The sequence below is a fragment of the Phormidesmis sp. 146-20 genome, from assembly GCF_052939475.1.
Genome location: NZ_JBJPHT010000004.1, coordinates 150,823 through 174,268, shown reverse-complemented (window position 1 = coordinate 174,268; position 23,446 = coordinate 150,823). Strand labels below are relative to the sequence as shown.

At 47.7% G+C, this 23,446-nt stretch carries 14 protein-coding genes; 5 read left to right on the top strand and 9 right to left on the bottom strand.

Translation table 11 applies throughout. From position 1 onward, the window contains the following. Positions 1-86: 86 nt before the first annotated feature. The 3 genes from ACKFKH_RS05590 to ACKFKH_RS05580 all read right to left on the bottom strand — a co-directional run bounded on the left by ACKFKH_RS05590 (position 87) and on the right by ACKFKH_RS05580 (position 4,966). Positions 87-2,675, bottom strand: a complete 2,589-nt coding sequence (locus tag ACKFKH_RS05590; RefSeq protein ID WP_446857257.1) for a sigma 54-interacting transcriptional regulator — start codon at positions 2,673-2,675, stop codon at positions 87-89. Positions 2,676-2,683: 8 nt separating this feature from the next. Then, a complete protein-coding gene (locus ACKFKH_RS05585) occupies positions 2,684-3,517 on the bottom strand; it encodes a hypothetical protein (protein WP_446857256.1) in 834 nt (277 codons plus the stop codon). Positions 3,518-3,778: 261 nt separating this feature from the next. Beyond that, positions 3,779-4,966, bottom strand: coding sequence for a glycosyltransferase family 4 protein (locus tag ACKFKH_RS05580; protein ID WP_446857255.1), 1,188 nt, complete (start codon positions 4,964-4,966; stop codon positions 3,779-3,781). A 469-nt stretch (positions 4,967-5,435) separates the two neighbouring features. On the opposite strand from ACKFKH_RS05580, the gene ACKFKH_RS05575 reads away from it, so the two are divergent. Then, positions 5,436-6,623 carry a histidine kinase gene (locus tag ACKFKH_RS05575; protein ID WP_446857254.1) on the top strand — a complete coding sequence of 396 codons (1,188 nt, stop codon included), beginning with the start codon at positions 5,436-5,438 and terminating at the stop codon, positions 6,621-6,623. Between the two features lie 205 nt (positions 6,624-6,828). Here the strand turns inward: ACKFKH_RS05575 and ACKFKH_RS05570 are convergent, their stop codons facing one another. After that, complete coding sequence (locus ACKFKH_RS05570; RefSeq protein WP_446857253.1) at positions 6,829-8,343, bottom strand: tetratricopeptide repeat protein; 1,515 nt, start codon at positions 8,341-8,343, stop codon at positions 6,829-6,831. Positions 8,344-8,542: 199 nt separating this feature from the next. On the opposite strand from ACKFKH_RS05570, the gene ACKFKH_RS05565 reads away from it, so the two are divergent. Then, the gene (locus ACKFKH_RS05565; RefSeq protein WP_446857252.1) at positions 8,543-9,094 is read left to right on the top strand and encodes a glycosyltransferase family 39 protein; all 552 of its coding nucleotides are present in this window, start codon (positions 8,543-8,545) and stop codon (positions 9,092-9,094) included. Continuing rightward, positions 9,091-10,173, top strand: a complete 1,083-nt coding sequence (locus ACKFKH_RS05560; protein ID WP_446857251.1) for a hypothetical protein — start codon at positions 9,091-9,093, stop codon at positions 10,171-10,173. Before ACKFKH_RS05565 ends, ACKFKH_RS05560 begins: the two co-directional genes overlap by 4 nt. Positions 10,174-10,217: 44 nt before the next feature. Here the strand turns inward: ACKFKH_RS05560 and ACKFKH_RS05555 are convergent, their stop codons facing one another. Together ACKFKH_RS05555 and ACKFKH_RS05550 are read right to left on the bottom strand one after the other, a co-directional pair. Beyond that, on the bottom strand, positions 10,218-11,189 hold the full coding sequence (locus ACKFKH_RS05555; RefSeq protein WP_446857250.1) for a DUF6492 family protein: 972 nt from the start codon (positions 11,187-11,189) through the stop codon (positions 10,218-10,220). 153 nt (positions 11,190-11,342) lie between these two features. Continuing rightward, on the bottom strand, positions 11,343-13,127 hold the full coding sequence (locus ACKFKH_RS05550; RefSeq protein WP_446857249.1) for an N-acetylmuramoyl-L-alanine amidase: 1,785 nt from the start codon (positions 13,125-13,127) through the stop codon (positions 11,343-11,345). Positions 13,128-13,310: 183 nt separating this feature from the next. Here ACKFKH_RS05550 and ACKFKH_RS05545 point away from each other — a divergent pair, with 183 nt between their 5' ends. After that, positions 13,311-14,972 carry a CTP synthase gene (locus ACKFKH_RS05545; RefSeq protein ID WP_446857248.1) on the top strand — a complete coding sequence of 554 codons (1,662 nt, stop codon included), beginning with the start codon at positions 13,311-13,313 and terminating at the stop codon, positions 14,970-14,972. A 208-nt stretch (positions 14,973-15,180) separates the two neighbouring features. Beyond that, positions 15,181-15,396: a hypothetical protein gene (locus ACKFKH_RS05540; RefSeq protein WP_446857247.1), complete on the top strand. Its 216-nt coding sequence runs from the start codon at positions 15,181-15,183 to the stop codon at positions 15,394-15,396. Positions 15,397-15,468: 72 nt separating this feature from the next. On the opposite strand, the gene ACKFKH_RS05535 is transcribed toward ACKFKH_RS05540, so the two are convergent. From ACKFKH_RS05535 to ACKFKH_RS05525, 3 genes are all read right to left on the bottom strand, one after another. Further along, complete coding sequence (locus ACKFKH_RS05535) at positions 15,469-18,414, bottom strand: hypothetical protein (protein ID WP_446857246.1); 2,946 nt, start codon at positions 18,412-18,414, stop codon at positions 15,469-15,471. A gap of 72 nt (positions 18,415-18,486) precedes the next feature. Next, complete coding sequence (locus tag ACKFKH_RS05530) at positions 18,487-20,733, bottom strand: hypothetical protein (protein WP_446857245.1); 2,247 nt, start codon at positions 20,731-20,733, stop codon at positions 18,487-18,489. 248 nt (positions 20,734-20,981) lie between these two features. Then, positions 20,982-23,213: a hypothetical protein gene (locus ACKFKH_RS05525; RefSeq protein WP_446857244.1), complete on the bottom strand. Its 2,232-nt coding sequence runs from the start codon at positions 23,211-23,213 to the stop codon at positions 20,982-20,984. Positions 23,214-23,446 lie beyond the last annotated feature (233 nt).

Genomic DNA, 23,446 nt, shown 5'->3' with positions numbered 1-23,446 from the left:
AATTCTGGGGGACTTTAAATTCAAAGTTCTTTAGTAAGGGGTTTAGCGGCATTTTTAGTTGAAAGATCGCAGCGGGAGAATTTATATTAACCCACAATTACTTTCCATAGCAGAGAGCCGATCGCGACCATCGCTAAATGCTGAGGTAATAGATTTTTGAATGGCTGACGAGCAATCTTTTGAGTGAGAAAAACACTCAGCCAGAATGAAAAAATTAACGTTACACCCTGCAAAAATGAAATCACAGCAGGATCAGCAACGGCGATCGGAAGCGTCATGCCCTGAGTCTTTAACCCGAAGGTGGCGATCGTGACGGGAATGATTTGTCCTGCCTCGGTCAAACCTAATCTTAGGTAATGGGCTAGACTACTCCCCAAAACAAGCGGCAGATATCCATAAGCTAATTCTAAAAATGGACGAGATTTAGTACTGAGCAAACGAGTTAGAGAATGGGCGGATAGTGCAATTACACCTGGAATCAGCAACGCTAAAGTAGACACACCTGCATGGATTCCGAAATCACTTAAATGTAAATTCCAACCAAACTGCTGCTCAATCTCTGGCAACCGATGCAAAAACACCGCCCCGAATAGCAAAAACAATAGCGAAACTTCGGAATAACTGGGTGTGTGGGTTGTCCAGAGTTCAATTCCTGGGGGTCTAAAGTTGAGTTCGACCGATCGATGGGGACAGGCTTTGAGACAAGTCATACACAAAACGCAATCCTTGTTATCTTGCAGTTGCGCGGGATGCGAATAAACTGGACAACCACCCGTTTCCAGCCCTTCGCCTTTTTGCGGGCCGCCCTTATAACATTGATACGTTGTACAGCTTGCCGAGCAAATTCCCTGTTGGGCGCGAAGTTCGATCATTGAAAGCTTGGCAAATAAACCATTCATGCCACCGATCGGACACAAATAGCGACACCAAAAACGACGTTCAAATAACATGGAAAAAACGACCGCTCCGGCTGTGATTAGAAGTAGCAAACAGCCCGATAAATAAGCGACATTTTCCAGATTCCACAACTCCTCCCAGAGTAAAATTAGCGCAAACATGCCAAACAAAAACCAACCGCCCCATTTTTCTGCTTGTTGACGCGGCCAGGATTGCAGTTGTCTAGGATAGATCCACAGCGAAATTTTTTGCGCCAGTTCTCCGTAAATCATAAACGGACAGACCGCACACCACGCTCGACCAACAAACGGAAACGCCACCAAAATCAACATCCACCACCACGCCCAAAACATACTTAAGGCAAAGTTTTGATCACGGCTTTGAGGTGCCAACATTAACACTGCAACGATCAGCCCAAAGAATCCTAGCGTGAATCCATAGTTGATGCGATCGGGATACCAGGGACTACGCAAAAAATGACGGAGTTTTGGGTAAGCATTCAGCAAGTTTAGGCGAAATCGACGAGTCTTGGTGCTGACTGACCAAAACACTTCTTCGGTGAGTTCTGCGGCTCCGTCAGATTGAGCGATCGCTCGTTCGATCAAGCTTTGTAGCTCGGTCGAGTTGCCCGGAAAATCATAGCCTTGTAGCCGCCTGAGCGCTTCTGGAGTCACCTTCTGTTTGGGAATTGCTCTGGCTCGACTCGCCAAACTCAGGTAATAGTCCAACATCGCCGCTACATCTGCTTTCCGAACTCGCAACGGTGCAATTTTGATCGTATGTTTGATCAGTTTACAGCGCTCCAATCGTGGCAAAATTCGTTCAGAAGTCATCATAATTCGAGCGTCACAGTGGCGCGGTTCTTCTCGTCCGACGGGATGGTATTCGCCCGTGGCCAAAAGCTGCACCAACTTTTCCTCAAGCTCTGCGGGAATGTCTTCTAAATTGTTGAGCAAAACCGTTCCTCGCCCAATCCAATCGAGCAATCCGGGCTTATTCGATCGCCCAAACAATTCTGCCCCCGTCGATTGCAGCAAATTACAGTTCACCTTGATCATTGGTTCTTTGCGATCGCTCGACCCAAAATGAATCAACGTCGCCGCATTATCTTTCTCTAACCCCGGCTCTCCAAAAATCAACACAGGTTGACGATCGCTCGCCGCCTTTTTGATCTCCTGCCGCATCCGCACCGCATACCGACTTGACCCGACAATTCCCCGCTTCACCCTCGGCACCAGATAGGGGCGCAATGCAGTCTGGCGATCGCGCTCATACGCCAACTGAGACGAAACCTGCTGTAACTCATCCGCTAACTGGCGAGAAAACGTTTGCGAAATTTCGGGAAACTGCTGCGTCAGACTCAAAAATTCCTCACGGGGAATCGTCCACAACACGCAGTCACTCAAAGTAATCGTCGTTTCCTGAGCAGGCTCGTTGAGCAACAGTTCTTTGAGATAAAGTGTCGCACCTGGTAGCAATCCCGATGCTCTGGCAACACTCGCCTGACTGGTTCGATAACGCTCAATCCTGCCCGCATAGAGAATGTACAGCGCAGGGGGCGGCGTGTCTTCCAGCACGAGACGGCGATTTTCCAAAACCGATTCTGAATGAAGGGCGATCGCAATCGCTGCCAAAGTCTGATCAGAAAGTGATCCTAAAGTTGTGTTTTGTTTGAGCCAATCCTGACGTTCTGCGGGTTCCATGCCTGTGCCTTTGATGCGTATCTTTTGATTAGCACGATCGCACGACCCATCCGCCAGACAAAAACTAAACTTCATTTAAGACTTCAGCCGAGTCCAGCTTCTTGAAAGGCTTGTTCTAGCGCTGCTCCAACTTTGATTTGTAAGGCCCAGTTGCGGAGGTAGCTTTGATCAAGGTTGCTTTGCTGTAATTTCATCACGCCCAAAATGTCTTTCCATTGCTCGGTTGAGCCAGTCGTTTGTCGCCACTTTAGCTTTTGCAGAATGATGTCTTCTGGGGTACAAACGTAAATTTGTCCTTCAGGAAAATCCAGAGTTTGCCTGCGCTTCATCTTGCTTTGAGCAAAAGAGTCTGACTGAAATGGGAAAATATCCGCCTTCTCAGATGACGCATTGTCAATCACATTGAACGATCGATCTGCACGATTTGACTCGATCGCCTCCAAAACAGATGTTTCGCTAATATAGAAATCCGCCTCGATGAAGGCCTGCACCAAAGACTGCACCTTTGTCGAAGCGATTTCGATAGCAAGGTCAATATCTCGTGTTCCTCGACTTTCGCCATGCAGCGAACTGGCAACCGACCCACTCACATAGTAAGGAATGTCTAAGGGAGCCAGAATATTTGCAACTTTGAGGGTGAAGGTGATGGGATCAAGAATCATCGGCAAAGAAGAAACGAGGAGTGAGCGATGCAACTCAAGCCATTCTGCCCCATAGCGTCTTTGCAGGTAAGTTTTAACCGGGGTTTCTGTACTTTGACACAATCCCCAAATTCGGGTTCGCCAAGTCAGGTTAAAGGCTCTAAACCGATAATGCCTATCTTCCACTGACATATTCTTCAGCTTCGCAAAGAGAAGCCAATCAATTTGACGATCGGTGTCCGGGGATTGAGCGCAGTAGCCGACGGGTATCGCCATATCACTTTGCTGACTGATTCATCTGAGTTACTGAATAGGTTCTATTTTGCCTCGTTTCAATGACTTGTGTTGAGCGCGATGATAATAAAAACCCACGTTCAGGAGGAGGCGTTGCTGATTGGAGGGATGAATGCGTGGGAAGTGTCCATCTTTTCGCCCCCTAAATCCCCCAAAATTGGGGGACTTTGAACATGGGGTTTCCCGCCGCTTTGGGGCAATTCATCCCACGATTCAGCAATGCTCAGGAGGAAAGCGGATTTTTTACCAGTTCACCTGCGATCGCTCGTGTAAGACTCGCCCATAGACAGCCTCGGTTTGCTGCGCTAACTTTGCCCAATCAAATCGCCTGGCCAGATCTTTGTAAGCGTTATCGACCAGCCATTGGGCATATCGGGGATTTTGCAGCACTTCTAAAATGCCCCAGGCGAGAGAATCTGGATTGTTGGTTTGGGTGACGACCCCCGTTCTCAGATGGCGCACCACCTCTGGCAAACCGCCCGTATCCGAGACCACCACAGGAACCTTCGCCGCAAAGCTTTCTAACGCCACAATGCCAAACGGCTCATAGAGACTGGGAAAAACAGCACAGTTGGCGATCGTCTGAAATTTATCCAAATCCTCATCGGGCATAAACCCTGTGAAATAGCACTTCTGCCAAATTCCCAGATTCCACACTTGCTGCTTGAGGTGATCGGTATTGCCCCCGCCGATAAAGACAAACTTCACTTGATGATTCATCGCTCTGATCACCTTGGGAGCCGCCTCGATCAGCACCGCCACGCCCTTCTCATGACTCATGCGCCCCACGTAATAAACGATTCTCTCCTCATCGGCCGCAAACCGTCGCCGAAAGCCCCAATAATCAAAATCAGGGTGAGTCTGCTTCTTCTCAGCGCGAATCCCGTTGTAGACGACATCAATTTTGTTCCACGGGGTATCGAGCGATCGCTCGACTTCTCGCCGCATGTAATCCGTACAAACAATCACCCGCCACGCATCGTAAGAGAGCCGCTTTTCTTTTTGACTCACATAGCGCTGCGCTTCGGTATGAATGCCGTTGTAGCGTCCAAACTCAGTCGCATGAATGGTGGCCACCAGCGGAATTTTGAAACAGAGCTTAAGGGCGATCGCCGCATCTTCAACCAGCCAATCGTGCGCGTGAATAATATCAAAATGGCCCTCTTCTTGAATCAGTTTGCCGCCGTGTTGCCCCATACTCTGATTCATATTGGCGACCCAGTGAAAGAAGTTGTCGCTCTCACCCACGCTCACCCGATGCACCTGCACCCCATCCACCACCTCATAATGAGGAGCCTGTCCAAACTGCACCGTGATTAAATGAATCTGATGCCCCAGTTTGACCAGTTCAGGATACAGTTCTGCAACATGTCGTGCGATCCCGCCCACAATGCGCGGAGGAAATTCCCAGGTCAACACCAAAATCTTCATCAGCCCCAATTTAACTCTCTGATTCAAAGATAATCATTACTTTAAAGGGATGAAGGATGAGGGAGGAGGGATGAAAGAGAACTGTGAGTCTCTAGTCAGGTCGCACGATGGATGCTGATACCTAGATCGCTCCGCTACATCCCCTTACAGGGACATGGATTTAGAGTTGCACATCGCGTCAATTAAGTTTTCAACATCGAAAGCCATCCCTCATCCCTCATCCCTCATCCCTCATCAACTGTCCCAGAACGCGATAGTCTATTAATTAGCAGATAGTTATAAATTGTTCTCCTTGCGATGATCAAAGCTTGGGCGGATAAACTCTGCTTCATTTCAGTCTAAAGTTGACAGTATATTAGGTTTAAGGTTCCCTTTGGAAACTTAGCTTACCAGGTGACACTGCTCATTAAGCTCTGTTACCTTGATTGCAAAGCCAGTTCGATTCGTCTGTTCTAACGATTCATGAGAAATGCAGGCACCTCCTGAAAAGTTAACAAATCCTGAAGTGCCTCTACAGATTCTGCTGTTTGTAGATCGTCGCCCCAATTCTCGTGAGCAGATTCAGCAGATTCGTCGCTTTTTAAAAGAACTGAGCGCAGAGTATCCGTTTGACCTGCAAGTGATTGATGTCAGTGAGCAGCCTTACCTGGCAGAGCATTTTCGTCTGGTGGCGACCCCCGCCCTCGTCAAGACTCACCCCGAACCCAGACAGACCCTGACGGGAACGAACCTCGTCGCTCAGTTAAAAGACTCCTGGGTGCGCTGGCAACGATCGGCTGAGGACTATCTAAATCAAGCGATCGAGCCAGAACCCGATCTTACCGAAGTCTCCAATTCTGACAGCGAGTTGCCCAAAGCGTCTTCTCTGATTTACTCTACTGAACTGTTGCAGCTTTCGGATGAGATTTTTCGCCTCAAGCAAGAAAGAGAAGAACTTCAGGCGCAGATTCAATTTAAGGATCAGATTATTTCGATGCTGGCGCACGATTTGAGAAACCCGTTGACGGCGGCTTCTTTGGCGATCGAGACGCTAGAAATTGGCCACAACGCTAGAGAAGCTTCTCGCCTGACGACCGCTCTGACGACTCAGCTTCTCAAACACGCTCGGACACAAATTCGGACAATCGATCGCATGATCACTGACATTCTCCAAGCGGCCAGGGGCACCAGTTCTGAGTTACACATTCAACCCAAACGGCTCGATCTGGGGTTGCTGTGTGAAGATGTTTTGCAGGACTTAGAAGAGCGCTTTAAGACCAAACTGCAAGTTATCGAAACTGACATTCCTACGGATTTGCCCCAGGTCTACGCTGACGAAGAACGAGTGCGTCAGGTGTTAATGAACATTTTGGACAATGCTGCAAAGTACACGCCTTCGGACGGCAAAATTCACGTCTCAATGCTGCACCGCACGACCCAAAAAGTACAGGTGAGCGTTTGTGACAACGGGCCAGGGGTGCCCGAAGAAAATCGAGAGCGGATTTTTGAAGATCACTACCGTCTTCAGCGAGACGAGGCGCAGGATGGGTATGGGATTGGGCTATCGCTCTGTCAACGGATTGTACGATCGCACTATGGTCAGATTTGGGTCGATTCGGTTCCCAATCAGGGCAGTTGTTTTCACTTTACGCTGCCAGTTTATCGTCCCCAAAGGTAGGAAGTTCTGTGGTGGGTTTCACAAGGCCCAACATACGCTACTCATATCTTCGGGCGGCGTTGCTGAATCAGGGGATGAATTGCCCCAAAGCGGCGGGAAACCCAAGGTTCAAATTCCCCATTTTTGGAGGAATTTAGGGGGCTGCCCTAATCACCGTAGCGAAAGATTCTATCGATTTCACGTTAAATCAGAGGCTCGATCGCACTTAACGCTGACCGGGAGGCGTAAAAGAAGTAGGCGCAGAAAATGAGTCGTCTCCAAATTCGCGACAAAACCAGATGCTCAACTCCCAGGCAGATTTGAGATGCTTGAGGGCAACGTGAGATTCGCCTTTGTAGTCGTGGGCGGCTTGGTTTCCGATACGACGGATGTCTTGCAGCTTGCGGTGAATTTCTTCTGGTAAATAGCCCGTATCAAAGAGGCGATTCAGCAGATCAAGTTGAGATTCCTCCAAAACAGGGGGTAGCGCTACTTTTTTGGCAACGCTTTGGGCCAGCAATTCGCCAAACTGCCGCAGTTTCATCAGACCAGTGACGGGATCGTCGGTTAAATATTTTTCTGCCAGCGAGGCCAGCGTTGCGAGTTGCGGCTCGTAGTCCTGCAAAAAAGCAAAATTCGCTGAAGTTGAGCTATCTGAGGCGATCGCAGGCTGAAATGAGTTGAGCAAGCTGATGGTTTTGTTGTAGTTTTTCCAGTCTTGTCGGGCACAAAATTGACTGGCTGCGATTTGACGATCGTGGATTGCCTGCTGCATATCTTCTTGATGAGCGTAGGCTTGAGCGCGACCGAGATAGGCTTCGGGGTATTCGGGCTGTAGCTTGATGGCGTGAGAAAAATCAATCAGCGCATCCTGATAATTGCCCATTGCGCTCTCAATTTGGCCGCGTCCGACATAGCTCATGGCATCTTGAGGATTCATCTGTAGCGCCTGATTGAGGTCAGCTTTTGCGCCCAAAAAGTCTCCTATTTGTAGACGAAGTTTGCCCCGGTTGCGGAGGGCGATCGCATCCTGTGGATTGAGCTTTAGGGCTTGGTTGAGGTCAGCGATCGCGCCTTGTTTGTCACCCATTTTGCTTTTGGCAATCGCTCGACAACAATACACCGTCGCATCTTGAGGATCGGCTCGGAGCGCCCAGTCTAAGTCTTGCAGCGCTTGGGCACAGTTTCCGTTTTCGGCCCTTTTGAGAATCTTGGCCAAAAGTTGGGCATGAGAGGGCATCTCGATCGGCGGTTCAGGCTCCGATGGGGGCGGCGATGGTTGAAGCTGCTCGATTTTTTGCAGACAACGGCGACAACTGTCAGAATCTTTTGCCAACAGATAGAGGTGAGCGGCGGTCTTAAAGCTACCAATTGCGGCTGGACGCATCATCAGTTTTTGCTCGATCGTGCCCTTCAGTTGGTGGGCATCGGCATCTTTGGGACTACGACGAATGGCAGCCTGTACATCTTCTAGCGCTCCAGAAAAGTTTCTCAACTCCAAGCGACCCAGAGCGCGGGCATAGTAAAACTCACTGCGATCGCCATCCTGATTGAGCGCGGCTGTGTAGTCAAAAACGGCAGCACAAATATTGCCCAACTCAAAGTGAGCGAGTCCTCTGCGATAGTAAGCCTGGGTGAGATGAGGCGTGAGGGTGATCGCTTGACTAAAGGTTGCGATCGCGCTTGAGTAGTCTCCTTGACGCGCTTGCTGAATGCCTTGATCGAGTAGAGATATCTCCATGAATGACGATCGTGATGGTTGACAACACTATATCTTAGAGAAGTTTGAAAAGGGTCTAGCGCTGGTTGACTGACAAAACTCCTGAACTCCTCCGCTTCTTGTAGGTTGGTGTTGAGCAAAGCGAAACCCACCGTCGCCTCTCTGGTACGTCAAAGATTCTTCTTAATCTTGGCTTAGATACCCTCATCAGACGTGATTTATGAAGATATTTCTAGCCCATTTTGCAAAGCTGCGAATTTTAGCGATCGCTCTGCTAATTGTTGGTGTTTTTTTTAGATTCACGAATCTTGATAAGAAGATTTTTTGGCTTGACGAAGCAGCAACTTTGTTTCGGGTTTCTGGATATGCCGAGACTGAGTTAATTGCTTCATTTTCTTACAGCCGTGTCGTTAGCGTCACAGAGTTGGCTCAGTTTCAGCGGCTTGATTTAGAAAAGCAGAAAATGGATATTGTCAAAAATTTAGCGGTAGAAGAACCACAGCTTTCACCACTTTATTTTGTCATTTTACAATTTTGGATTCAATGGTTTGGGCACTCGATCTGGGCGATTAGAAGTTTGTCAGTTTTGATTAGTTTGTTGATTTTTCCTGCTCTCTACTGGCTTTGTTTAGAGTTATTTCAGTCATCCTTAATCGGATGGGTCGCAGTAGGAATTGTTGCTATTTCTCCTTTCCATGTTTTGTTTGCCCAAGAAGCGAGACCTTATTCTTTCTTTTCACTCACGATTTTGCTTTCAGTGCAGCACTTTTGAGAGCAGCCAAACACCCAAATCCAGTCAATTGGGCACTCTATACGGCGACCATTGTATTAGGAATTCATTCGTACTTGCTTTTTGGTATGACTGCGATCGCTCACGCAATCTACATTAGTCTTTATGAAGGCGTGATCAATAAGCTCCAACGTAAAAAGGTGTTAATCAACTATTTAGTTTCCAGTGTGTGCGGACTTCTTATTTCTCTGCCCTGGCTCTTTTTAGTAATCGTTAATGTCGCCAATATTCCCCAATTAAATGATACTAACAAATCATCATCAGGAGGACTGGGAGCCTTTCGAGAGCTTATTGGTGGCATCAGACAAACATTCTTTGACTTTACATCGGATGCTTTTTCTAGCATCCAATTTTTTGGTTTAGATATCAACTTGTATTCACTTTCAAAGATTTTGTATCCTTCTCTAAATCTCGTCTTTATCGCTATCATTGGCTACGCTGCACATACACTTTACTATTATTTAAAGTCAACGTGGCTTTATGTCTTGCTGCTGGGCGGTACTGGAGCATTGTTTTTAGCGTTATTAGGAAAAATCTTGCCTCGCTACTTAGTTGCCACTTATTTGAGTGTTGAAATTTCAATTGCTTACCTGATAGCCACCAAACTGCTTTCTACCAGAACTAAAATCATCAAAAATCTGTTTTGGAAGGGCGTTACAACTGCTCTAATTGTGATGGGAATTGTTTCTTGTTGCGCGATCGCTCAAGCAGATACCTGGTGGAGCAAAGGCAATAGCCAAAATCTTCAGCTTGCAACCTTAATCAATCGATCGCCCAAGCCGTTACTGATCAGTGATGCCATCCCTTTAGAGTTGCTGTCTCTCAGCTACTACCTCGACCAAAAGGTCAGCCTACAAATACAACCGCAGTGTGCTTTTTGCCTAAATTCAACGGCTAAAAATCAGCCTGTCGCGATCCCAAAGATTCCGATCGCTTTCAGCAGTCTCTTTTTATTTCATCCGTCTGAAGCTTTAAGAAATGGACTTGAAAAAACCTACAAATTGTCTTCACTCAAAGCAGAAAAAACTACATTTGAAAATGTTTGGAAGTTAGAGAAATAGATACTGTAGAGTTTTGTGCAAGCCTATTACTTTCTGCTCAATCGCTAAGGTTCAGCATAGTCGTTGAGATAGCGATCGACTTTTTGCCAAACTTGATCAACTTCTAAATTAAGCCAGCTTTGTACAACCACAAAGAAATGACTGCTGTCGGGGCTAAATACTTTGTCTACATCCCAGCTATCAAAGCCTTCTTTATACCAAACCGAATCGTCTTCAGCGTAGAGACAATTTTCGATGCGAATGTGATGTCGATCGAAGCGATCAGTTTCTTCCAAAAAGATGTAGTAGAGACCATATTCTGTCCAGGGGATGGAAACCGAGAGGAACGATCGCCAACCCAGTAATTGACTACGACGTAAGGAATCTTTGGGCAAAAATTGAGCATAAAACTTCAACAAAGTGGCTCTAACTTCTCGCTTAGTGCCAGGAAACTTTAGCTGTTGATAAATTTGTGATAAGTAGTCTCGTAGCTCAAAAATTCCTTGTTTGCTCAAGACGGCTGGTGTGACATTATGCAGCAGATCGCGGTGACGAGATTTGAGTTTCAAAACTTGCTCTGCCCAGCCATACCAATCAGTCTGCGTGTTTCTTTCAACCGAGTGAATAAAGCAAACGCCTTTTTCATTTTGCACTAAATCACTGTAGTAAACTGGTTTAGTACAAATTACATCGGCATCTAATGTTAGATAAAAATCGGTTTCGATCTTGTCGGCGATCGCGATTTTGATAATCTGCTGTTTGTACCATCCAGGCACAGACTTAAAAATGCTAAATCGACTGCCGCAAAAAATCTTAAACTCAGGCACTAAACTTGATTCTGCAATCACACAATAGCGATCGTCTTGAATCAAATCTCTAATCTGCTCAAACTCACGATCGGGCGTGACAATCCAGCATTTCCCCAGATCTTTGAAAAACCGTTTGAAGGACTTATCTAAAATCTCAAACCTTGGATAATCTTTTAAGGTCAAAGGTAAGACCGCATCAATTTTTTGAGCATCCTTCTGAGCATTCACAGGCAAATTCCTCAAGTCTATGCACCTTGCTAAAGGCGATACTAAGCTGACTAACCACCTTCAATCCTGACATAGACCCTATAAATTTTGGGTAAAGCACTTCCAGAAATTGTGTGAATTCACGCAGTATGTTTGAGCAAGCCGAAATCTGGTCTAGCGATCGCGCCTCAGCCATTCCGTAATTCCATCAGCCAGCGAGAGAATTAGCGCTTTTTGAGACTGAGGATCGGTAATCCATTCAAACTCGATCGGGTTGATCATAAAGCCCAGTTCTAATAAAACAGACGGCGTAACGGTAGGACGAGTCAGCGCTAAGTTATTCCAAAACACGCCATAGGAGGGGCGATCTAATGTCTTGACCAGATGATCGTGCAGAAAGGCGGCTAGATCGTAGGCTTGAGCGTTGTACCAAAAAGTGGCTATACCCTTGGTATTGATGGCATCTCCGTCGTCGGGCAAGGCGTTGTAGTGCAGACTGAGCGCGATCGTCGGTTCGAGTTTGTTGATGATGGCGACGCGATCGTTGGGTAATAAATCAATGTCCTCCTCGCGAGTTAAAAAAACCGTTGCACCCCGATCGACTAACTGATCCCGCAGCGCTTTTGAAATCAACAACGCCACTTCTTTTTCGGGGTAACCCGTTCCGCCTCTCGATCCAAAGTCTTCGGGGCCGCCGTGTCCTGGGTCGAGCAGGATTTTGAAGCCGGAGAGTGAGGAGGAAGGAGTGAGGAGTGAGGAGTGAGGAGGATGGCGCAGCGAGAGGATCAATGTCGTGCCTTCGTAGCGCAGTTTGTAGCCCCATTGAGACTTGAGCGAGAATGTGTATTCGACTTTGCCAGGTTCGGTTTGTTGCCAGTCGAGACGAGAAATCACGCGATCGCTCGTCAACCGAATCGTATCCGTCTGGGCGGTCGTATTGTGTAGCGTCAGCTTGAAGGTATTTCTAGCCTGCTCGATGGTGATGGGAACGGGCACCTGGAGGGGAAACAGCACTTCTGTCCAGTCGCCTGCTTGTCTCGATGTGATCCCGCGAATCAGCGATCGTACAGGCACCGATCCTGACGAAATCTTCACGTCTTTGCGATTGATCCAGCCGCCGTAATCAAGTCGTACCCAGTCGCCTTCCTGTCCGGTGATGGTGGCGCGAGTGCCTTGCGGTAGGGGGGTGAGGCGAGAGTAGTCGGTGCTGGCTCCTGTGCGGGCCGTCCCAGAAGGAACGATCACCTCAGCGATTTCGAGTTGGCTGGGAGAGAGAATTCTGATCTTACCGGGGGCAGTTTGGGCGATTTGAGAATCCTTCAAATTCAAAAGATACTGCGGTTTTCCTAGCTCTGCGATCGAAGTCGCCGTCGCACATGCCGCATATTGACTAGCTCCTTCTGACGTAGGCTGCGTCAATCCCGTTAGCACTCCCGAATTGGCAGGTAAATTCATCACAGTCTGACGCTGGAGCGGAAGGATACGATCGTCTACTTTCACCGACACCAGCGCATTCTCAGGGGCAACCGCCGCAAAACAAATCAACTCACCTGGCAATCGAGCGATATCCACCGCAGGCGAGAGAGAATCTTGACCAAAAGCAGCGCCAACTAACGGCGGAACAAGCGGTTCACGAGTCACCGCAACCTTAAGTTCCTGATCTTGATAGCGCACCGTAAACAGATTGTCCCCTAACTGCAATGGAAAACTGGGCGCAAAATGACCTTGAGGACTGCGATCGAGGCGTTCACCATTCACCAAAACCTGCCCCGTTGGAGGAGCCGACCCAATCAAAAAAATCTGCTTCGCCGTCGTTTTGTGATCGGCTGGAGGATAGGCAACGTACAGCTTTTGCGGGTCTGCCACCCTGGTAGAAATTAAGTTTGGTGAAGAAGTCGCCCAAGTCGGGAGCGTGACCAACAACACCATCAGCAATGCCAGCCCAAGAAATCTTTGCATGTCGGGTGAGAATGAGGAGCGATCGGATGAGTAAACATTTTAGGGGATGAGGGATGAGGGATGAGGGATGAGGGATGAGGGATGAGGGAGGCGATCGCTGAACTCGAAACTCATTCCCTCGCTCAGTGCTGATCGCTATGTAGAATAAACGGGTTATCCTCCAGCGTTTCTGCTCTTCTAGATATGGCTAAATTTGTGTTTGTCACGGGTGGCGTTGTCTCCAGTATTGGCAAAGGCATCGTAGCGGCAAGTTTGGGTCGGTTGCTCAAATCACGAGACTACTCGGTGTCGATTCTCAAACTCGACCCTTATATCAATGTCGATCCAGGAACGATGAGTCCTTTTCAACATGGGGAAGTGTTTGTCACAGAAGACGGTGCCGAAACTGACCTCGATCTCGGTCACTATGAACGGTTTACCGATACCGCAATGTCACGGCTCAACAGTGTGACAACGGGTTCGATCTATCAAGCGGTGATTAATAAAGAACGGCGCGGTGATTACAACGGGGGTACGGTTCAAGTCATTCCACACATCACGAATGAGATCAAAGAACGAATTCTAAGAGTAGCGAATAATACTAATCCCGATGTTGTAATTACTGAAATTGGCGGCACTGTAGGCGATATTGAATCGTTACCGTTTTTAGAAGCGATTCGACAATTTCGTAAAGAAGTGGGACGGCAAAACGTGCTGTATATGCATGTGACACTCGTGCCCTGGATTCCGTCAGCGGGAGAAATGAAGACTAAACCGACGCAGCATTCTGTCAAGGAACTGCGATCGATTGGCATTCAGCCCGATATCTTGGTGTGTCGCAGCGATCGCCCGTTGCCGCCTGGTTTAAAGCAAAAAATGTCAGAGTTTTGTGATGTCTCGCCCGAATGTGTGGTCACGTCTCAGGATGCGGTCAGCATTTACGAAGTGCCGTTGAATTTGGAAAAAGAAGGTCTGGCCATTCAAGCGATCAACCTGCTGCAACTCGAGCAGCGCCCGTTGAATCTCAGTCAGTGGCAAACGATCGTCGAGCGGCTCTACTGTCCGACGGGACAAATTGAAATCGCGATCGTCGGTAAATATGTACAGCTAAATGATGCTTATTTGTCAGTCGTCGAAGCGCTCAGACATGGGTCAATTTCGGCTGACAGTGGCTTAAATTTGCGCTGGATCAGTTCTGAAGATATTGAAGAAAACGGGGCTGACTATTATCTCAACGGAGTCGATGGGATCGTTGTACCAGGCGGGTTTGGAATTCGCGGAGTCGATGGCAAAATTAGCGCGATCGAGTATGCCCGGTTAAACAAGATTCCCTTTCTCGGTCTGTGTTTGGGAATGCAATGTTCGGTGATCGAATGGGCCCGCAATATTGCTCATCTCGAAGAAGCCAGCAGTGCTGAGTTTATCTCTGATGCCAAAAATCCGGTGATCAATCTCCTACCCGAACAGCAAGATGTTGTGGATTTGGGAGGCACCATGCGGCTTGGCTTATATCCCTGTCGATTGGTTCCCAACACGCTCACTTTCAACCTTTACCAGGAAGAAGTCATTTATGAGCGACATCGCCATCGGTATGAATTTAATAATCAATACCGCAGTTTGTTTTTAGAAACGGGCTATGTGGTGAGCGGCACTTCTCCAGATGGGCGCTTGGTGGAGATCATTGAGCTTCCTAATCATCCGTTTTTTGTGGCGACTCAATTTCACCCAGAGTTTCAGTCGCGACCCAGCAGTCCTCACCCGTTGTTTAAGGGATTTGCTAAGGCTGCCTTGTCTTATGGGTTGAGAATGAAAGGGAGTGCAGAATCGCAGGTAGAAGGGCAGGAGGTTGTGGGGGTGAAGGGATGAGGCACGCTTTGCGAGAGGGATGAGGGATGAGGGATGAAAGTAATCACTTCGGTTGATGCATGAGTTGATTCATGAGGGTCAACATTTTTTAGTTCGGTTCTTAGTTGATTGTTGGGGACGACTCTTGAGTTTCAGAGTAACTTCTGTAAATCTCTTGAACTATTGCAGTCAATCTGGAATGCTGAGTCTCAGGACTTGAGGAAGTGGTGTGTCTTTCTGGATCAAACTAACTTACGAACGAAACGTTTATGTGATTGATCTCGATCGAGTCGCTGCCTTTTGTCAGATCTCGAAGGGTCGATTGTCTTTTGTGGTGCCCGATGGAGAGACGACGATCGTCATTCACAAACAAACGGATGCTGAAACTTACCAGAAACTTCTGGACTACATTGAGAAGGCAACTGGACAAAGCTTGGAAGAGTGAGGGATGAGGGATGAGTTGGTGGAGAATGACTTGCCCATTTGCCTGATCCCTATTGCTTCCCTTTTTCCTTTTTTATGGAGATACGCCAATCAAAGTTTCCTCAGTCGTTGTAAAGGCTCCTTGTTGCATTTTGTTGTCTGAGACGAAGGTGAGACGATATTGGAAGCTGCGCTTTGAGCCATCTTTGAGGGAGATTCTTAGCGGGACGGGTGCGGTGGCGGTTCCTGATAGTTCTAGCCGTTCTTCGCGGTGGTAATGGTGGTCTTTGTCGTCATATTTCACATCAACGAAGACCATTCTGAATGAGCCAGGGGTGAACAATGGAATGAATTCGATGTCTAATGCCCCTTCAAACGGATCGTTGACTGCGATCGCCGTGGCTTCCGTGGTGACTTTCTCAGATTCTTGACGAGAACCGTCCTTTAGGTGATGAACTAGGTAGTAGCTGTAAGTGCGGGCGCTGGGGTCGTCGAGGCGGAGTTTCCAGAATTGGGCAGGAGAGTTGGCGGTGAGGGTAATGGTTTTGGTTTTGCTCCAGCCGTTCGGACTTTGGTAGAAAAGCACTGTGTCAATCGAGTCGATCGCGCCCCAGTCAATTCGGTTAGGCACGATTTTCAGATCCAGAAAGCCCAAATGCTCAAAGGGATTGATTTGTAGCGTTCGATCTTCTGTAGGATTGGCAGCGACTTCGTAGGAATAAGTGTGTCCTTCCCATTCAGAACCCGGATCGAAATGATATTGCACGTTGTAATCGTAGCTTGTGTCAAACGTTGAATTCATGAACACTTCAAACTTATGCTCGGTCTGATTCCCCGGCTCAAATACAAAGTCTGCATGTTTGTGATCCACTTCATTCGCGGGACTGCCGTAATCGATCGCCACCTGAGCCGAGAGCAAGCCAATTTTCTCAAAGTCAATCGGCGCATCTACTGTAACGGTAAACACTCGGAAAAACGGATCGTCTAAATCGACTTCGACAAAGTGTTTGCGCTTGTCTTGCAAATCATTCAACATCAAGCCGATCAAACCCTGGGGAGCATAGGTGCGCTGGACGGCCTCCGATCGATTGTATTGCAGCGTGATGGTCTTCTGTTCGTCCTGGTGAATGAATTTCAGCTTCAACGCAATGGCAGGATCTCCGGCGATCGGGGTTGGTGTAGTAGGCGTAGGGGTTGGTGTAGTGGGCGTGGGCGTGGGTGTAGTGGGCGTGGGTATGTTTGGGGTAATCGCTGCGGGACGAGAAAGTTTGGCTCGAATCGTCGCAGTCGGACTGGCAATGACTTTTCCGGTGATTTCGGCCACTCTGTCTCGAAAATCGCCAATCCGTTGAGGCACGGCATCTCGCGATCGTACATGTCCTTTGCCCACCGGATCGCCACTAATGCTCGTCACCAGAGGAGACACAATGCCGATCGCCACTTGTCGCCGCCGTTGCGAGAGTCTGCGATTGTATTGTTGTTTGGTGGGTGAGTCGTCATTTTCGTAGCTGGCGTGGGCTTCGATCGTTACATCTTTGGGCACTGCCAGACGCTGAACCCAGGCTCGTAGCTGATTGCCATCACCCGAAAGATGGTTCCCAGGCGTGTCGGTGATGCCTTGCCGAGAAGTGGTATTCGAGAACTCAACGTCTGTCGGATTCGGTGAATTGTTCAGATATCCAGTATAGGCTCTCGATGTCGTAGACCATCCAGCTTCCCGTGGCTTTTCGTATTCAAAAAATAAGTGAAATGTTTCGTCTGTAGTGATCTGAGGATAGTCTACTGTGATGTCAGCGCTGGCATTGTCGTCTACATTCACATTCAGTTGATTGCTGGCGTTGAGCGATCGCACTTCACCATTCACTCGTACTGTTGGATTATTCCCACGAACTGTAATCGTTTCTGATGTTCCTGATGTAGAAGGTGTGTGTTCGATTCCATAACCATCTGGTAGCGGATTGGGATCTCGACTGAGAATCTCTAGCGTTGCAGGTTGGCGAGTCGTGGATGGATTCGGTGTGTCTAACCGAGTTGCGACCACATTTCTAATTGCGGAGGCTACACCAGATACAAGATTCTCAGACGATGGTGTATCAGGCGTTGGGCTAGGCGTTGCGCCACCGTTAGAATTTCCATTTCCAGATGAGTTGCCTGGTGAAGGCGTTGGCGTTTCTGGTATTGTGACTCGCCCTCCCGCAAACTCGCCTGGAGTCAGGGTTGGCTCAAACCAGTCCTTGAGTAAGTTTTCTTTGAAAAAGTCGAGGGCCCATTTCTCTTTTTCGGCACGATCGTCGGCACTCGAATAGTTCACTACCTCAATCTTAATCGCACCGTCTTGTACCAGTTTCTCAAATCCTGCCTCAATGCCCAACTTAAAGAAGTAATATTGTCCACTCAGACTGGCGCTAAAGTGATTGTAAACCCGCTTCATGTCTGCTGTAATTTTGACATCCAAAGCCGGCCGCATTCCCGTATATTTCAGATCATAGAGAACGCCAACGGGGGTAGTTCCTCGCTCAAAGGCTTTCTCTAAAATAATTGCGCCTTCTTGACTGAGCGTGAGACTAAAGGTTGCCGTATTCGTCGCATCCAAAGAAGGCACTGTCGCACCGAGAATTTTTTCAACCGCGTTAAAGGTTCCCGGCTGACTCGCTGAGGTTCCCGGCTGACTCGCTGACGCAGTAGTGCCCCCTGAGCCTTGTAGATTGAGCGCGATACACTGCACCGTCCCCTCGTCAAATGGCACCGCCGACAACTTGGGGCGATCGGGCGCAATCCCACTCAATTTGGACAAAATTCGCTGCTCTAGTTTGGGATCTAACTGCAAGTCCACATCAAACATCAAAAATCCGCCGCCCTTGACCCCTCCTGACACTGCCGCAGGCTTGTACTTGATGAAAGTGAAGGAAACCTGCTTGTCAGCCCCTCTGCGGGCAAATTTGACGGGGCGAGGCAGATACCAGAATTGGTTGGGGTCGGCGTGGTCAGCAAAGACCGTTGTGTGGTCGATCGTGAGGGTTTTGTTTCCGAGTAATAGCATGGGGAACGAGGGATGAGGGATGAAAGATGAGGGATGAGGGATGAGGGATGAGGAACGAGGGATGAAATGCTTTTAGGCGACGGGTAGCATTAGGGTGTCGGAGGAGGCTGAAGTCCAGTCGGTCGATCGAGATAGTCCGTTTAAGTGGCGGTAGGTGATGCGGTATTCGTAGGTCGATTTTTGGTCGTCGGCATAATCGAATTCAAAGGTCGAAGCGTCGTTGATTGACTGGAAGCTAAACAGGTCAGAAAAACTTAAGCCTGCGTCTTCGTCTTCATAGCGGAGTTCGACTTGCATTTCATAGAGGCGTTTGCTGGCGAAATCGACTTTTTTGGGCTGGACAGTCACAATACGATGGCCGCGCATATCGCTGCGAAGAATGATCCGGCGATCGTTGGTCACAGACGGCGGCACTTCCAACATTCGTCCACCTTTGAACAGGAGCGTCACTTGATATGCAACCTTCCGGTAATCGGGATTGACTAAATCAACCTTCAAACTTTTGGATGCACTATCATCTTTGCTAAACTCAAACGACTGTTCTGCGTAGACATCATTTTTGGAATCGTCGTAAATTAGATCAACGAATGCTCGTTCGACTAAATTCCAATCTAAATTAGGAACGATGGTCAGCGATCGCTTATTGGGACGAGGATCGCGAATGGTAATACGCTCGTCATCGTTGTCGTTAAAGATAGTTACAACGTCGCGGTTATCAGCAGCGCGATAAATAAGCTTATACTGAAACTTCGTCTGTCTGGGATCGCGAACAAACATTTTCCAGGTTTGATCACTGTGCGCTTGATCTAATAGCAGCGTGTCATCCATGCGAATGCCGTTTTGCTCGTCGGTATACTTGAGTTGAACTTCGACCTGCGGATAGCGATCCCACGGGAAACTCAAGGCGACGATCGGCACATGCACAATGCTATAAAACTCGCGGGGATTGATCTCAAAGTTGTCACCGTCAAAGACTTCCGGGACTGACTTGACTGAGATAGGACGTTCACTCCCATCGATTCCCTTAAAGGTAACGGTGTATTGAGCTTCGATGTCACGTCGCATTGTATTATCTGTGACAATACTTGCCCATTCAACTTGCGTTTTAGCGTTACTCGATTCTAATAAGACATTCGTAGGAGTGTTGCCATAGTTTAATCGCACATTGATCGAGCTAATCGAATCCTCTTCAAAATTAGCGCGAGAAATCACAGCCAATTTGCGCCGCTCAAACCACGGATCATCCAGATCCACCGAGAGAACAAATCTGTTGAGATCCAGACCCTGCTGGGTGATCACGCGAGACAAACCGCTCAAATGTCCCTGCGGATAGATACTGCGTTTAACGGTGGTGCGCTCGCTAATATTCACGTCAAGCGACTTGCGATCGATCCTCGTATAGTCCGTCTTTTTATAAGAAAAGCCACCCTGAACCCCCAAACGAGACACGCGATCGGCAAAGTTGGCCGCCTTATCCCACCCGTCTTCTTCTTCCTTCACAGGATCAATGCTGGGTTTAAAGAACGCATCCAAAATCATTTCTCGCACTTCGTTGACCGCTTGATCACGTCGTCCCAAAACCGCACTCTCGTCTTCGCCTTCAGGAATAAAGGTGTCTGCTTCGAGCACGATCGCTCGTTTTTCAACCAATTCGTCAACAGCTTTGTCAATGTCAACCGAAACAAAAATTGCATCAATGCCAAAATGCTCATCGAGATGTTTTTGCACCCGATCCCAATCCACTTTGAGACGCACTGAATACGCTGGACGCAACGCTAAATAATCGAGAGAATACACAATTCCGATCGGCGACATTTCTCCCTGAAGTGCTTTCTCCATCACCGTTACGCCATACTGATCCAACGCCACCGAGAATGCCGCTTGATTGTCTCCATAGAGCGAAGGTTTTGCCGCCTGATCGATTTTGAGAACAAACTGAGGTGTCGTGCTGTTGGGAGCCGCCGTATCGCCCGTCTGTTTGCCAAACAAGAGCAACCGAACAGTGCCATCGACCAGCGGAACGGGAGCCAGTCGGGGCGCTTGATTTAGCCCGGCTATCTGCCGTAATTTGCCGCGAATCTTTTCTAAAGTGGCTTCTTCAACGCCAATGTTGACATCAAAATTGAGAAATCCACCATTCCCCGCTTTGCCGCGATATTTAATTAATTGAATCTGGGGAATCTTTTGCCCTGTGACCGAATCCGCGATCGTCGTCAACTTAGGCATCATCGGCAAATAATAATACTGCAACGGATCGGCATGATCCGAAAACAGCGAAACGCCTTCAATAATATGAAACGGAGGGTTGAGATATAGCATTGCTTTTTGGGGACGATCAATAAAGTCAAAAACAATTTGAATTGAAATTGCAACGAATTTGAGAGCAAAGGACAAGTAGAATTTGATGAATCTTACGGCTACGGTCGCAAATCCAGGAGAGCAAACTAAATCCCCCCCAAGTGAGGGACTTTGAGCTAGAACACTTGTTTTAAAGTCCCCCAGAATTGGGGGGTTGGGGGGCAGAAGGACAGCGAAGCGAAGAACTTCATCGAACTGACAACCTAGACTCAGACAGGCATCCGTAGCGCCAGCGTTAGCGAATCTGTAAGCTGAGGAGTTACATTCGCCTTGCGCTCGGTGCCATCATTCATATAAAAGACAGCATTCCAGGTGTACTTGTTTGAGTGTTTGTCTTTGAGTGCAACAGACCAGGTTTGCGGCGTTTTTGCAGTGCTATCAAACGTCATATCGTAGCGTTCTACAATGTCATGCACTTTGTCTTCATAACTCAGTGACACAATCACTAACGCCACCTTGTTAAAGTCAATTCCAACAGGCACCACTTTGACATCTAGCGAGTCTTCGATCTTTCTGCCGACCATGATGGTCAAGTCTTCAGTGGTGGCTTCTGGAATCTCTTCAAGCTGGCCGTTTTTGAGTTGAACTGTACCTTTGTAAGTGATTTTGCCGATCTTTTCATCGATCGCCGGAAACTCCCAATCAAAGAACGGTTGTGATTTGCTCAATGCCGCAGTGGTGTTCTTGGTGTAATGATTTAATTCATCAACATATTTCACATCCACAAAAATGGTTTGAATGTCTTTATCCAAGTCACCTGCTGCACGCAAACTCACCGTCTTGGTTGCATTAAACGGATCATTTAAATAGAGTTGCGGAGAGCGTGAAGATGCTTCTGTCACTTGATATTCTTTACCATCCGCCATAAAGTACTTAACAATGTACTTGTAAGGTTGTTTGACGGGTGCAAAAACCACTTCTCTGAGCGTTGCTTTTGGGCTGGTTTTGTCGAGTAAATAGGCGCGTTCGATCTGTCCCACATCGCCTTCAGAAGCGTCATAGTTGATCTTCACTTGCACTTGACTGACTTGACTCCAGTTGATATCACCGGGGAGAACGTCGATCGCTAAAATCCCCGTTTCACCCACGTTAATAGTCAAGAACTTTTCATCGGTCGGAATCTCCTGAGACTTGTAAGCACGGCTCTCGTTTTTGTAGTTAACTTGGTACCAATACTTGTAGTCCCATTTGGCATTTTCAATGAAAGACTTGAACTTCTCTAACTTGTCGGGACTGTTAAAGCTAAATTCCTGAATCTGATGAACGCTGCCTTCTTTGTAGTCAAGGTGAACTTCTACACTATCCAACGGCAGATCTTTGAAGTCAGCATTGACCCGAATCGGAACTTCTAATGTCTTAAAGAAGGGATCATCGAGATCAACGATCGTGGCATAGTCTGACCACTTCAAGGGTTGACCATCTTTATCCAACAGCGTTGTGATTGGTTCTAGCATCCCTTGAGGAGCCATGTTCCATTCAACTGCCTGACTTTCTTTGTAGCGTTGATTGACATTGTTAAACTTGTATTGACTCAGACGAAGATGAAAGTCTGTTAGATTGTCAGGCACTTTCTTTTGTTCTTCGGTGAACGGTTGTAGCTTGTCTTCGTTGGAGGCTTTGATCGCTTCTGCCAGCGTATTCATCGCCCAATCACGAATCTTTTGCTTGACATCTTCCGTCGCTTTAAAGTCTCTAAAGTCAATTTCTACACCGCCCCACTGATGCTGACTAGCGTACTCACTAACGGTTTTATTGATCGTCGTTCTGTTGCGATTTGAGCCGCCAAACAACCATTTCCAGATCGAGCTAAATGCACCTTGAGACTGCTCTCTCTTGGTAAAATCTTCGACAAAGCTCGAAAACTTGCTGGAATCAAACCAGATACGAGCCGTAATCGGAGGTAATTTCACTGCACAATACAAGTCGTAAACCACTTGAACAAATCCACCTTTGTTTTGCAGTGCCTGTTCAAAAAAGGTTGCACCCAGATCGGTTAGCTCAACAGTAAACGGGGTGATGTTGCGTCCATATAGAGACGGTTTGCCGGGGTTAAAAACAGTTTCAACAAACTTATCGCTAATGCTTTCGATATTAAGTTTTGCGGTGCCTTTGGTGTAAGTAATTGAGCCAATTTCAACTTCGGGTGGTTTAACGTTGCTACCCACATAGCGTTGATTGACTTGCTCTTGCAGCTTTTTGACGATGAGTTGTTTCTTCTCTTCAGGAACGCTAAATTCCACGTCACAAATCAAGAAACCGCCGCCTTTTGATTGGTCAGCCCGCTCGATCGGCATCCGATATTTATAGAAGCTAAACGAAGGACGGCCATTATCATTCATCCGAAATCGAGGAACATCGGGCACCAGATAAAACTTATTTGGGTCTTCGTCTCCATAAACCTGAACACCCTCGATCGTTTGTACGTCATCAATTTTCAACATAAATCTGATTCCTGAAATGAATTCTGAAAGCTCTAGCGGATGGTTTTAGCAGTGAACCAACGCTCTTGTTTCTCGATTCTGCTCAATTAGGATCAGAAATAGGGGTAGCCGATCGGGGAATGTTTTGTGAAGACGTTAAACGTTAGATATTAAGCATTAGACATTAGACTAAAGACCGAACAGTGCTTCCCTGTCCAAACTCCAAAATTCAGTGTCTTGAATACGATCGCCAC

Coding starts and splice junctions, on each gene's coding strand:
- ACKFKH_RS05590 (WP_446857257.1), bottom strand. CDS start 2,675: ATGAAGTTTAGTTTTTGTCTGGCGGATGGGTCGTGCGATCGTGCTAAT.
- ACKFKH_RS05585 (WP_446857256.1), bottom strand. CDS start 3,517: ATGGCGATACCCGTCGGCTACTGCGCTCAATCCCCGGACACCGATCGT.
- ACKFKH_RS05580 (WP_446857255.1), bottom strand. CDS start 4,966: ATGAAGATTTTGGTGTTGACCTGGGAATTTCCTCCGCGCATTGTGGGC.
- ACKFKH_RS05575 (WP_446857254.1), top strand. CDS start 5,436: ATGCAGGCACCTCCTGAAAAGTTAACAAATCCTGAAGTGCCTCTACAG.
- ACKFKH_RS05570 (WP_446857253.1), bottom strand. CDS start 8,343: ATGGAGATATCTCTACTCGATCAAGGCATTCAGCAAGCGCGTCAAGGA.
- ACKFKH_RS05565 (WP_446857252.1), top strand. CDS start 8,543: ATGAAGATATTTCTAGCCCATTTTGCAAAGCTGCGAATTTTAGCGATC.
- ACKFKH_RS05550 (WP_446857249.1), bottom strand. CDS start 13,127: ATGCAAAGATTTCTTGGGCTGGCATTGCTGATGGTGTTGTTGGTCACG.
- ACKFKH_RS05545 (WP_446857248.1), top strand. CDS start 13,311: ATGGCTAAATTTGTGTTTGTCACGGGTGGCGTTGTCTCCAGTATTGGC.
- ACKFKH_RS05535 (WP_446857246.1), bottom strand. CDS start 18,414: ATGCTATTACTCGGAAACAAAACCCTCACGATCGACCACACAACGGTC.
- ACKFKH_RS05530 (WP_446857245.1), bottom strand. CDS start 20,733: ATGCTATATCTCAACCCTCCGTTTCATATTATTGAAGGCGTTTCGCTG.
- ACKFKH_RS05525 (WP_446857244.1), bottom strand. CDS start 23,213: ATGTTGAAAATTGATGACGTACAAACGATCGAGGGTGTTCAGGTTTAT.